Origin of the sequence: Sediminicola luteus (assembly GCF_040566555.1) — a bacterium.
Classification (GTDB): domain Bacteria; phylum Bacteroidota; class Bacteroidia; order Flavobacteriales; family Flavobacteriaceae; genus Sediminicola.
Genome location: NZ_JBEWYP010000003.1, coordinates 394,669 through 407,969, shown reverse-complemented (window position 1 = coordinate 407,969; position 13,301 = coordinate 394,669). Strand labels below are relative to the sequence as shown.

At 37.1% G+C, this 13,301-nt stretch carries 13 protein-coding genes; 12 read left to right on the top strand and 1 reads right to left on the bottom strand.

Translation table 11 applies throughout. The annotated features are described in order from the left end of the window. Positions 1 to 91 precede the first annotated feature (91 nt). From ABXZ32_RS08120 to ABXZ32_RS08075, 10 genes are all read left to right on the top strand, one after another. On the top strand, positions 92 to 514 hold the full coding sequence (locus tag ABXZ32_RS08120; RefSeq protein WP_354618173.1) for a PaaI family thioesterase: 423 nt from the start codon (positions 92 to 94) through the stop codon (positions 512 to 514). Between the two features lies 1 nt (position 515). Beyond that, positions 516 to 1,637: a chorismate-binding protein gene (locus ABXZ32_RS08115; RefSeq protein ID WP_354618172.1), complete on the top strand. Its 1,122-nt coding sequence runs from the start codon at positions 516 to 518 to the stop codon at positions 1,635 to 1,637. Positions 1,638 to 1,695: 58 nt separating this feature from the next. Continuing rightward, positions 1,696 to 3,426, top strand: a complete 1,731-nt coding sequence (menD, locus tag ABXZ32_RS08110; RefSeq protein ID WP_354618171.1) for a 2-succinyl-5-enolpyruvyl-6-hydroxy-3-cyclohexene-1-carboxylic-acid synthase — start codon at positions 1,696 to 1,698, stop codon at positions 3,424 to 3,426. Positions 3,427 to 3,464: 38 nt separating this feature from the next. Then, positions 3,465 to 3,806, top strand: coding sequence for a DUF2853 family protein (locus tag ABXZ32_RS08105; RefSeq protein ID WP_354618170.1), 342 nt, complete (start codon positions 3,465 to 3,467; stop codon positions 3,804 to 3,806). A 102-nt stretch (positions 3,807 to 3,908) separates the two neighbouring features. Next, the gene (locus ABXZ32_RS08100) at positions 3,909 to 4,739 is read left to right on the top strand and encodes a CvfB family protein (protein ID WP_354618169.1); all 831 of its coding nucleotides are present in this window, start codon (positions 3,909 to 3,911) and stop codon (positions 4,737 to 4,739) included. A 179-nt stretch (positions 4,740 to 4,918) separates the two neighbouring features. After that, positions 4,919 to 5,518 (top strand): SPOR domain-containing protein, encoded by a 600-nt coding sequence (locus tag ABXZ32_RS08095; protein ID WP_354618168.1) that lies wholly within the window; start codon positions 4,919 to 4,921, stop codon positions 5,516 to 5,518. Positions 5,519 to 5,520: 2 nt separating this feature from the next. Continuing rightward, positions 5,521 to 6,429 (top strand): 1,4-dihydroxy-2-naphthoate octaprenyltransferase, encoded by a 909-nt coding sequence (gene menA / locus ABXZ32_RS08090; RefSeq protein ID WP_354618167.1) that lies wholly within the window; start codon positions 5,521 to 5,523, stop codon positions 6,427 to 6,429. A 33-nt stretch (positions 6,430 to 6,462) separates the two neighbouring features. Beyond that, positions 6,463 to 7,215: a LytR/AlgR family response regulator transcription factor gene (locus ABXZ32_RS08085; protein WP_354618166.1), complete on the top strand. Its 753-nt coding sequence runs from the start codon at positions 6,463 to 6,465 to the stop codon at positions 7,213 to 7,215. A 653-nt stretch (positions 7,216 to 7,868) separates the two neighbouring features. Continuing rightward, positions 7,869 to 9,770, top strand: a complete 1,902-nt coding sequence (locus ABXZ32_RS08080; RefSeq protein ID WP_354618165.1) for a sensor histidine kinase — start codon at positions 7,869 to 7,871, stop codon at positions 9,768 to 9,770. Positions 9,771 to 9,791: 21 nt separating this feature from the next. Continuing rightward, a complete protein-coding gene (locus ABXZ32_RS08075; protein WP_354618164.1) occupies positions 9,792 to 10,472 on the top strand; it encodes a metal-dependent hydrolase in 681 nt (226 codons plus the stop codon). On the opposite strand, the gene ABXZ32_RS08070 is transcribed toward ABXZ32_RS08075, so the two are convergent. Then, positions 10,473 to 11,267 (bottom strand): SDR family oxidoreductase, encoded by a 795-nt coding sequence (locus tag ABXZ32_RS08070; RefSeq protein WP_354618163.1) that lies wholly within the window; start codon positions 11,265 to 11,267, stop codon positions 10,473 to 10,475. Positions 11,268 to 11,314: 47 nt separating this feature from the next. Between ABXZ32_RS08070 and ABXZ32_RS08065 the strand changes: the two genes are divergently transcribed. Then, on the top strand, positions 11,315 to 12,367 hold the full coding sequence (locus tag ABXZ32_RS08065) for an o-succinylbenzoate synthase (protein ID WP_354618277.1): 1,053 nt from the start codon (positions 11,315 to 11,317) through the stop codon (positions 12,365 to 12,367). Further along, positions 12,358 to 13,290: a CPBP family intramembrane glutamic endopeptidase gene (locus ABXZ32_RS08060; RefSeq protein ID WP_354618162.1), complete on the top strand. Its 933-nt coding sequence runs from the start codon at positions 12,358 to 12,360 to the stop codon at positions 13,288 to 13,290. Before ABXZ32_RS08065 ends, ABXZ32_RS08060 begins: the two co-directional genes overlap by 10 nt. Positions 13,291 to 13,301 lie beyond the last annotated feature (11 nt).

Here is a 13,301-nt window from a genome sequence, read left to right as displayed (position 1 = left end):
AACCACTTTTTTTAGTTTCATTAAGTGATATAATGCAAGGGAGAATTATCATTTGCATTTTAGAATACTTAATTTTACAAAAATCTCAATTATGAACGAATACAAGGAAAAAATACTGCGCATCTGCAATGAGAACTCAAAAAATACCTTGATGGAAACATTGGAAATTGAATATGTGGATGTGGGAGAAAATTTCTTGGTCGGCAAAATGCCCGTTACCTCTAAAGTATACCAACCGGATGGCGTTTTACACGGAGGCGCAATGGTAGCTTTGGCTGAAAGTGTGGGAAGTGCAGCTTCTTACATATTTCTTAATGCACAGGAGTTTTTTGTAAGGGGAATAGAGATATCGGCCAACCATGTGAAAAGTATTAAAGAAGGGGATGTGTTCGCCAAGGCAGTCCTTATGCACAAAGGTCGCACTACCCAGGTATGGGATATTAAGATTACAGATAAGGACGACAACTTAATATCTCTTTGTAAATTAACTACCCTAGCATTGCCGAAAAAATAATATGTTCCAACAACTTTTACAGCAGATTGAAAAACAGCTTTTGGAAAAAAAGCCTTTGGTTGTTTATAGAAAACCCGGCCAAAAGCTAGTAAAGGGGATCTTCCAATCCGATACCAAATTACATCACTGTTCCGATTTTAAGGAAACCGGTTTTGTCTTTGCTCCTTTTGATGAAAAAGACGATGTAGTTCTTATCCCACTAGAAGAGGTTGTTGAGGCCCAATTTGATTTAAGTGCCCAGCATAACCACCAGGACATCACAGCTCCAATAGAATATTCCCCATCGGAATTTGACGGGAGGAATTTTCATCTGCAATTGGTATCTAAAGCTATAAAGGAGATTGAGAAGGGTACTTTTAAAAAAGTAGTTCTCTCCAGGCAAATTTTGACCACATATCAAGGTACGCCCCTCCAATTGTTTTTGAAGTTATTGAATACCTATACAGATGCTTTTTGTTATATGTGGTACCACCCCAAGGTAGGGTTGTGGTTGGGAGCAACTCCCGAGGTATTGGTGAGCATCCAAAATAAAAATATTCAAACCATGTCCTTGGCAGGGACACAACCTTATAAAGGAGAACCCAACCCTGAATGGAAAAATAAGGATATAGAGGAACAAGCCATGGTCACCGATTACATCACCGAAGTATTAAAGAGCATGGTGACCCAATTACAAATTTCAGAGACCGAATCTCTACGGGCGGGCAGTTTAATGCATTTGAGAACAAAAATAACAGGGAGGTTGAAGGATTTGGATATTAAAAAACTCCTGAAAGTCCTGCATCCTACTCCGGCTGTAGGTGGAATGCCAAAAAATGAGGCCTATTTGTTTATAAAGGCCAATGAAAATTATAATAGGGAATTTTATACGGGATATCTCGGAGAGCTAAATTTTAAGGAAGAAATAGCTAGAGCGTCGAACAACAGAAATATAGAAAATAAAGCCTATAGGGCTATTCACACCAAAACAGATCTTTTTGTCAATTTACGTTCCATGCAATTAGAGGATCAGACAGCTACCATTTACATAGGGGGAGGTATAACCATTGATTCAATCCCGGAGCAAGAATGGGAGGAAACAGTAAACAAAAGTGCCACGATGTTAAAAGTAATCCAAAAATAGATTGTAAACCCTTTTAAGGATTGGGTTAAGAACTACTTCCGTTGTATTTTTGTTATTCATGAAATACTCAAGCATACCCTCGGCACAGACTGTAGTTTACAATTGCAAGGCAAATGGCATAAATAATATAGTTATTTCTCCAGGCTCTCGAAATGCACCATTGACCATCGGTTTTTCTGAAGATCCATCATTCAATTGTTACAGTATTGTAGATGAACGTTGCGCAGCTTTTTTTGCCTTGGGCATTGCCCAGCAGTCTAAAAAACCCGTAGCCCTGTTGTGTTCTTCAGGTAGTGCACTCTTAAATTATTACCCAGCCATTGCAGAAGCTTACTATAGCGATATTCCTCTTGTGATTATCACTGCCGATAGACCTCCACATAAAATTGATATTGGGGACGGACAGACCATAAGACAGGAGAATGTTTTTCAAAACCATATAGGATACTCCGCTAATTTAAAGTTGGACATTAGAAATACAAATCCACTGGGCCTGGGCGATACTGAAGGTTCCCAACAAGTATCCATTCAACGATACAACGAAGAGGAGCTCTTAAAAGCCTTGAATATTGCATTTCAGGATAAAATGCCGGTTCATATCAATGTCCCTTTTGAGGAGCCTCTTTATGGTGTTGTAGGAAAGCCCTTGATGCTTACGATAGGTGCGGTAAGGAAGGAACAAGAAAACCCATTTGTTGAGGATCTTGATGAGTTTATTAAATTGTGGAATACAGCTAAAAGAAAAATGATCCTGGTTGGGGTTCATGATCCAAGCCATGAGGTTCAAGAATTATTAGACTCGGTGGCAAATGACCCTTCGGTTATTGTTTTCACGGAGACTACGTCCAATCTTCATCATCCTAATTTTTTTGGGAGTATAGACAGTATCATAGCCCCAATTGAAAAATCAAAGGATAAGGAAGAGCTTTTCCAAAAATTGAGGCCCGAAATACTGCTCACCTTCGGAGGGCTGATAGTTTCCAAAAAAATAAAGGCCTTTTTAAGAAAATTCACACCCGAGCATCATTGGCATATAGACCCCAAAAAGGCGAACAACACCTTTTTTTGTCTTTCACACCATTTTAAGGTGCAACCAATTCAGTTTTTTGAAGTGTTCAACGGTGGACTTGTTTCACAGCCTAGCAATTATTTTAGTTTTTGGAACAGCGTTAAAAAAGGTTATCAAGTAAAGCGGCAAGAATATATGGCACAAATTCCGTTTAGTGATATGCTTGCTTTTCACCATATTTTCAAGAATGTTCCCAATGGGTACCAATTGCAATTGGCCAATAGCTCAACTATTAGATATGCCCAGCTTTTTGACTTGGACCCGAGTCTGCATGTTTTTTGTAATCGAGGTACCAGTGGAATAGATGGCAGTACTTCCACAGCCATAGGAGCCTCAATTGTTCATGAAGATCCCACTCTTTTTATCACTGGAGATTTAAGTTTTTTCTATGATAGCAATGCCCTTTGGAACAATCACATTCGTTCAGATTTTAGGATCATTGTACTAAACAATGAAGGGGGAGGAATTTTTAGGATTCTCCCAGGACAGGAGGATACGGAGAATTTTGAAACCTTTTTTGAAACCGTCCATCATATGGATGCTTCACATTTGTGCCAAATGTATCAAATGGAATACCAAATGGCAGAAAATGAGAAGGAATTGGATATGGCGTTGACATCTTTTTTTGGTAAGTCGGACAAACCCAAGCTTTTGGAAATTAAAACTCCACGAGTATTGAACAATAAAATTTTGCTTAGTTACTTTGATTTTATATCTTAGGAAGGAATTATTAATTAACTAAACCAATAAGGACCATTATGAGTAAAAGAGACGAGCTAATAGAAAAGTATGCTTCAGATTTGAAAACCAAAATAGGGGTAACTCCAGATATGGATTTTTTGACCAAGGTCACCATTGGCTGTGGTCCTTCAATTTACAATAGGGATGCATCAACAGTTTCTGGTTCCGATGATAAAGAACTTGAAACGGTAAAAAATAACTTCTTGATCAAGAAATTGGGAATGAGTGATAGCCCAAAATTGATGGAAGGCATTAAAAGTGTAATGGAACAATATGGTTCTTCGGAAAGAAATAAATACAGGGCGGTAGTTTATTACCTATTAGCCAAACATTTCAAAAAAGAATCGGTCTATAAATAGACTTTCTTTTTATAAAAACTTAAAGCCGTTCTTTAAAAAGAGCGGCTTTTTTTTACAGCAGTTTTTTTAAACGTATTTTTGCATAAAAGTAGATACTATTTTATGATTGAGTTGGGGAATTACAATACACTGGAAATTTTAAGGGATACCAGCGTTGGACTTTTTTTAGGAGATGGTGAGGGAACCGAGGTTTTATTGCCCAATAAATATGTTCCTGAAATTTATGAGATAGGGGATGAGATCACTGTATTTTGCTATTTGGATCATGAAGAGCGACCAGTGACCACTAATATTAAACCCTACATAATAAGAAACACTTTTAATTTGTTGCGTGTTGCTGAGGTGAATAATATAGGCGCCTTTATGGACTGGGGTTTGGAAAAGCATCTTTTGGTACCATTTAGTGAACAACGAACAAAAATGCAGACCGGACAATCTTATGTTGTTTACTGTTATTTGGATGATAAAACACAACGCCTTGTAGCCAGCAACAAGCTCGATAAATTCATTGATAACGAGGTGTTAACCGTAAATAATTGGGAGGAAGTAGACCTTATTGTCACCCGACTCACCGATTTGGGCTGGGAAGTGATCATTAACAACAAACACAAAGGACTGGTATATCTCAATGAGATATTTAAGAAGCTGTCTGTGGGAGATCAAATGAAGGGTTATGTGAAGGCCATACGGGAAGACAATAAAATTGATGTTTCCCTTGAACCGATAGGTTATAAGAGCGTGGAGCCAGCAGCCAATCTTATATATGAGCACCTCACAAAGGCCGGTGGATTTTTGCCCTTTCATGACAAATCACATCCAGATGATATTAAATATGCCTTTGAATTAAGTAAAAAGAACTTTAAAAAGGGTATCGGCACCTTATATAGGGAACGTAAAATTGATATAAAAGAGGATGGAATTTATTTAATTTAAAGGTGGAATTTTCACTTTTACATAATTAAATAAATGAAAATCAATTGTATACTTGCTAATTATAGGAGCTATATGTTTTTAATTTGACTAAAATCTGCTATTTTTGTTATATTAGTTCAAGTTATTGTTAGACATTGATTAAATTTAAGCATACGTACCCCTGAAAACATAAGAAATATATGCCATTCATAGAGGAAAGCGATTTATTGGAATTGCACAAGGATATTGATAAGGCTCAAATCATAAATGAGCGACTTCTAGATCAAATAAAATATAAGAACAAAGAGATTAAAAGAAATAAAATACAGCGCAATGTACTTGCGGGTGTTACAGGTCTTTTTCTTATAGGCGCCTTAGCCATTACTTCTTTCTCGGCCGGTGTTAGTAGTTCTACTTCCTTCGAAAACAGAAATAATCTTTTAGTGTCCATCGATAGCCTAGAGGCTATAAAATACAGGATGGATAACCTGAAGAGAAAAAATGAGGAACTAAGTGAAGTAAAGGAGTTTTATTTGGCAAAAAGTTTCTTGGAAAAGGAAACTATCTACTCAGTACAGATCAAATCCTTTGTAGACAATAATTTAACACTTACCTCTGAAGCCTTGGCCAATACCATGCTTGTAAAAACCAATCCATTTTATTCCTATTCTTTGGGTAATTTTGAATCTTTGGCAGAAGCGAGATCATTTAGGTACCAATTAGTGAAAATGGGATTCGCAGATGCTTTTGTTGCTTCATATCAAGATGGTAAACGAATTAAAATAGAAGAACCTTATTAATTTTGTCCAAAACTAAGGCGTGGCTGAATGCCGCGAGACTAAGAACACTTCCACTCTCTTTATCAGGTATTATTGTAGGAACCGCTCTGGCAGGTTTTTATGGGTATATCAACTATGTCATTTTTGTATTGGCATTGATGACGACCATTGGGTTTCAAGTAACCTCAAATTTCGCCAATGATTATGGCGATGGAGTAAAAGGAACTGATAATGAGGACCGGATTGGTCCAAAAAGAGCACTTCAAAGTGGTTTGTTGACTAGAGAAGAACTCAAGTTTGGGATTGTATTGAGCATTATAATAAACGTATTACTGGTTCTCGTATTGGTATTCGTTGCTTTTGGAATCCAAAATTATGGGTATATCATTTTATTCCTTGTATTAGGGGCAGCAAGTATATGGGCAGCCATAAAATATACAGTAGGCACCTCGGCTTATGGTTATAGAGGTTTGGGAGATTTATTTGTATTTCTGTTTTTTGGACTTTTGGGTGTTCTTGGTTGTATGTTCCTGTACACCAAATTTATCACTGCGGATTCCCTATTGCCCGCAATTACCATTGGATTGTTAAGTGTAGGGGTACTGAATTTAAATAATTTACGGGACTCCTTATCCGATAAAAAGGTGGGAAAAAATACATTGGTCGTACAAATGGGATTTCAAAATGGCAAGAGGTACCACTACACTTTATTGTTGTTGGCCTTCATCACCATGGGGGGGTTTATCTTTTTGAATTTTGTTAATTGGACAAGTACCATCCCCTTACTGGGGTTTGTGCCCATATTTGTTCACATGAGAAAAGTATCTGTTACCCAGGATCATATTTTATTGGATCCTGAACTGAAAAAGTTGGCTCTCAGTACTTTTTTATTGGCAGTATTGTTTTATTTTTCTTTTAATATTTTTTCGTAAATTTGATCAGTTAACAATCAAACCACACTCAATTTGGAACAACCAATTAAGATTCTTATAGTAGAGGATAACGTCATCATTGCAGATGACATGCAGTCGATGTTAGAAGAGATTGGCTATGAGATTGTAGACAATGTGATTGTCTATGAACAGGCAGTGGAAGTACTAAAAAACAATCAGGTAGATCTTGTATTAATTGATATTATTCTAGCTTCTGATAAAACCGGAATAGATCTCGGAAAGCACATCAGGGACAATTATAACATTCCTTTTATATTTGTTACCTCCAACTCGGACAGGGCAACAGTCGAAAATGCAAAAACTGTTAAACCAAATGGATATTTGGTAAAACCTTTCGAGCAGCAAGACCTTTACACTTCTATAGAGATTGCACTTTCTAGCTTCAATTATTCCGAAAAAGGAGATAATGCGAACGCAGAGGATGGGGAAGAAAAATTAATGTCCAATTCTGTCCTTAAGGATTCAATTTTCGTTAAAAAACAGCATTTGTATTACAGAATACAATTTGGCGATATTCAATTTATCAAGGCCGATAATGTTTATTTGGAAGTGAATACTGTAGATAAAAAGTTTTTGGTAAGATCCCCTTTAAAGGATTATTTGGAAAAGTTGCCACAGAACAAATTTTATAGGGCACATAAATCATACATTGTGAATGTAGATCATATTGACGCCATCAATTCCAAAGATATTATGATCAACAACACACTAATCCCAATCTCCAAAGAGTTTAAGGAATTCATTATTTCTGCAATGAATTCTTAGAGAGAGAGAAATGAATTAATATAGAAAACCATTCAATGCAGGAGCGTTGAATGGTTTTTTTGTTTTCTCATTTCTCAAAACACTCTTTTCTATTTTTTAGCTAAACAATAGACCGATTTCTTCGATGAAATGCACCCTCAAATTTTAATTGTCTTTTTCACAACAATTCTAGGTGGTTATACAACAATAATATGGCAGATAGGAAGGAACCGAATATATTTGAAGTGTAATTGAAAGAGACCCAAATCTTATCATTTTCATATATAGTGTTCCTAAAAGGCTGTGCATCTTATGTACGGCCTTTTTAGTTACTTTTATTTCAACAAATAAAAGTGATGAAAAGGAAACATTATAGCATTGCCTCTTAAATATGGCAATATATATTGACAGAATAAGTTTTGAAGACATAGGGATCAGGATGGGAGAAATAATTCCAAATACTGAAATCTATTATCAACAAAATTTCACAGTTGACATTTTATAACGTTATTTTTGGCATATAAATCGTTTACCTTTTTTAACGACTTATGGTTCAATTCTCAAAGGGATGTTACCTTAGAAACAATTAATATAATTATATTCCCAGGCATATTATGGTTAGGTTGCTTTTCAACATATTTATTATCTTTTTTATATTTCACCTAGGTTCAGGCGTGGTACATGCGCAATCCATCACCAAGGAGGACAGTACCCTTAGGAAATTTAAGATAAAAGATGGTGCCTCCGATAAATTCAATTTCTTTTATGATTCTCCAAATAGATACAACGAGAATTCGGCGTATGATTGGTTGGATGCCGTTCAATTGGATCTGATTGAGGCACAAAATGATAAAGATTCCATCAGCATTAGAAAGTATAAGATAATGCAGTCCCAAATATATCACGATCTGGGAGATTATGACAAAAGTGTGGCCATTGCCAACGAGTTATATAAAAAGAAGGGTTCCTTAGATCTAAATACTAAAAGTATTCTCTTGGACCTGATGGATTACAATTATGCCCGTCTACAGATGTATGATAAGCAATTGGAAATCCGAAAGGAAAAAAAGGCAATTGGACTAAGTAAAAGTGTGGCTACCTATGATATTTATGCCAACCTTGGACTACCAAGGAAAGCCATGCAGGACTATATCATGGAAGTCATGAAAACCATTAGTGAGGATGATCATTACTCCCTTGCCAAGTATCACAACAACATAGGTAATTATTTGCGTTTGGATAATTCATCTTCCGTGGCATTATCAAAATTCAAGGAAGCCAAAGGGCATATTGACATCTTCCTGAATGATATTACCAATATTAGAACGGAAAAGGAAATTGTAGAGGCCAATTACCTCAAGGGAATCATTGAGGGCAATATTGGTAGATGCTACGCCCAATTAAGGCAATATAATGAGGCAATACCATGGTTAGAAGGTAGTATAATTACAATTAAAGAATTCAATAAAGGAAAATTCTCTTCAGATGTTGTTGAGAACACGCTAGAGCTAGCAGAATGTCACTTACAGTTGGGTAATTATGAAAAGGCCAGGCAGTATCTCAAGGCAGATCTTAAGCCTAGAAAGATTGAGAACATATTGAAGAAAAATAGGGCCTTAGCAACCTATTATGACAAAATACAGGATTATAGAAATGCCTCTTTTTATCTAAAGAAAAATGTACGGATCCGGGATTCCATAAATGTTTATGAATCTGCTTTGCGCACCCAGCAATTGGCGGCATTGACAAGCCAGGATTTGGAGAACAGTAGGAATCAAATGCAGGAACAAAAATTGGCGTTGGAGAAATCACGCCTAGATCTACAAGCTAAAGACGAGCGTATCAGTCTTGTTTTTATCTCTTTAATTTTTACATTATTGGGTTTTGCAGGATTGGTTTATGCCTACCTCAAAAGTATTAAGACACAACGTTTAATAGCCGAACAGAAATATATAATAGAAGCTTCATTGGTGGAAAAAGATTCACTCCTTAAAGAAATACACCATAGGGTGAAGAACAACCTTCAAATGGTCTCTAGTTTATTGAGCCTTCAAACAAAAAATACTAGGAGCAAGGCAGCTATTGAGGCATTGGAGGAAGGTAAAAGTCGGGTTAAGGCCATGGCATTGATCCACCAAAAGCTATATCAGAACGACGATTTGTCCGTTATTGAGATGCAGGGATACATTGAAAGCTTAATCAACAGCATTCAATCTGTGTATAAAAAAGGAGGGCATAATATTAACATCACCATCGACGCAGAAGGTACAGAGTTGGATATTGATAGGGCCATTCCTTTTGGTTTGATATTAAATGAATTAGTGTCGAACTCCTTTAAATACGCATTCCCTACCGATGATGAAAATGGAAAAATCTATATACATCTTCGCAAAAATGGGGATCAAGGATATTTTGAATATACAGATAATGGGATTGGCTTACCTGAGGATACAGATGAACGTACCAGTTCTTCCATGGGGATTCGATTAATGAATCGCTTGGTGAACCAATTACAATCTACTTTAAATATCGACAAAACTGCGGATGGCGTTCGTTTTTGGTTCAATTTTAAATAAATTTGACCAAAATCTGATTTCATGAAAATTACTTTTTTAGGGCACGCTACACTACTTATAGAAACAGGTGAAAAAATAATACTGGTAGATCCCTTTATTACAGGGAATGAAAAGGCGAAGGATTTAATTAAAATTGAAAACCTAAAACCGGATTATATATTAGTAACCCATGCCCATCAAGACCATATTTTAGATGTGGAAGCTATTGCAAAGGCTTCTGGGGCTACAATCGTGAGCAATTATGAGATTGCCATGCACTATCAAGAAAAAGACTTTAAAGCGCACCCTATGAATCATGGGGGAAATTGGAATTTTGATTTCGGTACCTTAAAGTATGTCAATGCTATCCACACCTCCTCTTTTCCTGATGGATCTTATGGGGGACAACCTGGAGGGTTTATTATCTCTTCTGACAATAAAAATATTTACATTGCCGGGGATACAGCACTTACCATGGATATGAAGTTGATACCCCTAAGCACAAAATTGGATTTGGCCGTTCTGCCCATAGGGGATAATTTTACCATGGGAGTGGATGATGCTATTTTAGCGTCCGACTTTGTTGCTTGCAATACCATATTGGGTTATCACTACGACACTTTTGGATATATTGAAATTGACCATGATTTGGCATTGAAAAAGTTTACAAATGCTGGTAAAAAACTACACCTATTGGCAATTGGGGAAGACCTCGAGCTTTAGCTATCTTACTTTACTTTTTAATACTACTGAGTGCAATATTTTGGGAACAATACGCTTTAGGTAAACACCCATGACCTCTTTTTTTCCTATGTAGGCCTCAAATTTTTGTTGCCTTATCGCCTTGATCATTTTTTTTGCGAAAATTGTGGGATCCATGCCCTTTTCAGTGGCTGTATCATTGCTCAATTGGCTTTCGCCATTACCCGTCAAGGCATTTATGGCGACCTTTGTATTCACAAATCCCGGGCATATAAGAGTTACGTGTACCCCATCTTTTTCATGTTCCATTCTCAAAACATCAAAAAATCCGTGAAGTGCATGTTTGGCCCCGCAATAACCAGAGCGATAGGGAGAACCAAATTTCCCCATTAAACTTGTCACTGTCACAAAATGCCCGTTTCCTTGTTTTACAAAATGCGGTAAGAGGGCTTTGGTTAGGGATACGGTACCCAAATAGTTGATATCCATAAGTTTTTTATAAACTTCCAGTTCAGTCTCTATGATCAAGGAGCGTTGGCTTATTCCTGCATTGTTGACCAGTATATCTATTTGACCAGCTGTGGAAATCGCTTGGTGCACCAATTCATCCATTTTGAAATAATCTTCCAAATCAAGCGGTATAACATGGATCCGCTCTGGATTAGAGCATTTATTTCTTATGGTAAATAGTTGTTCCTTGTTCCTAGCCGAAATCACCAATGTACATCCCAACTTTGAAAGCTCATATGTCAGCGCTTCTCCTATCCCTGAGGAAGCTCCGGTAATCCAAATGGTTTTATCCCCAATCCTTTTCATTTCTTTGTTTTAATGATTCAAAATATAGTTAAATTTGGGTCCATATGATCAAAGCAAGCTACAAAAAATACATTCTGGATTTTAAAAGGCCCAGTGGAACATCACGTGGAATCCTGCATCAAAAAGAAACATGGTTTTTTGTATTGCAAGGGGAGGAAGGATTTGGTATTGGAGAGTGCGGGATCCTGAGAGGATTAAGTATCGATGATGTCCCCGCATACGAACAAAAGCTAAAATGGACCTGTGATAACATTCAGCTTGGCAGAAATAAACTTTGGAATGAATTATTAGATTTTCCCAGTATTCAATTTGGGGTGGAGCAAGCTTTTATCTCCCTTGAGTCCAAGGAGCCTTTTGAGCTGTTCCCTTCACCTTTTACCAGAGAAGCTATGCCCATTGATATCAACGGCCTGGTTTGGATGGGTGATGAAGCTTATATGCATGAACAGATCCAACAAAAATTGGCAGACGGATTTACCTGTATCAAAATGAAAATTGGGGCCATAGACTTTAAAACAGAAATAGCTCTGTTGTCTTCTATCCGTAAAAGGTATAATAAGGAAGAAATAGAACTGCGTGTGGATGCAAACGGAGCCTTTAAGATAGAAGAGGCCATGGAGAAACTAAAAATTCTCTCACAATATGATCTGCATTCCATAGAGCAACCCATAAAGCAAGGGCATATCATGGAAATGAAATCCTTATGCGCCAACACGCCTTTACCTATCGCACTGGACGAAGAGTTGATAGGGGTTACAGATGTTGTGGAAAAAGAATATTTATTAAAAACTATACGCCCACAATACATTATTTTAAAACCTAGCCTGGTTGGCGGTTTTAAGGGTAGTGAGGAGTGGATCCAGGCTGCAGAAAATCACAATGTTGGATGGTGGGTAACCAGTGCTTTGGAGAGCAATATTGGCTTAAATGCCATAGCCCAATGGACAGCAACCTTGAAAAACGATCTGCCTCAGGGATTGGGAACAGGAAGTTTGTACACCAATAATATAGACTCCCCATTGACGGTCAAAAACGGAAAGATCTTTTACCAAAAAAGCGTTGCATGGGATACTAACAAAATTGAACAGATATGTATATAGAACAGGCCTACAAAGGCTTTCATGAAGGTTGGCGATATGTAGTAGGTATTATGATCATATTTTTAGGCTGGCAAGTCGTAGGGATGTTACCATTGGTTGGAACCCTAATTGTGAAGTCGATCGGGACGGGCAGTATGCCAAGTGATATCCCTGGTATGTCGGCCTTATTGGGGACCAATCTATTTTTATTTTTGATGTTGTTGTCCTTTGCATTTGGCCTTTTGGCTACCTTTCTGACTGCGAAACTGGTCCACAGACAAAAAATAATACATCTTACCACGTCAAGGAAGAAAGTGGACTGGAATAGGATAAGTTTTGCTTTTTTCCTTTGGGCCATAATTTCAATTGCCATGGTGGGTACGGACATAATATTTTCTCCCGAAGACTATGTTTTTAATTTTAAACTGGAACCTTTTTTATATCTTTTGCTCATAGGAGCATTATTAATACCCGTACAAACCAGTTGTGAGGAGTATTTGATGCGAGGGTATTTGATGCAGGGAATTGGTATTATGGTCAAGAATAGATGGCTGCCCTTGTTAGTCACCTCCCTTATCTTTGGACTTCTACATTTGGGGAATCCCGAAGTAGAGAAATTGGGATATGGAATTATGGTTTATTATATTGGTACAGGATTATTTTTAGGGATATTGACCCTTATGGACGAAGGATTGGAATTGGCATTGGGATTCCATGCCGCCAATAATATGACAACAGCCCTATTGGTAACCGCCGATTGGACAGCTTTTCAGACCGATTCGCTTTATAGGGATATATCTCAACCCGAATTGGGCTGGGATGTTTTTATTCCTGTATTGGTAATATATCCAACCCTCCTCTATATTTTTTCAAAAAAATATGGCTGGAATAACTGGAAAGAAAGATTAGTGGGCAACATACAAATAGAAAAATCAATCAATTAAAAATGGAAACA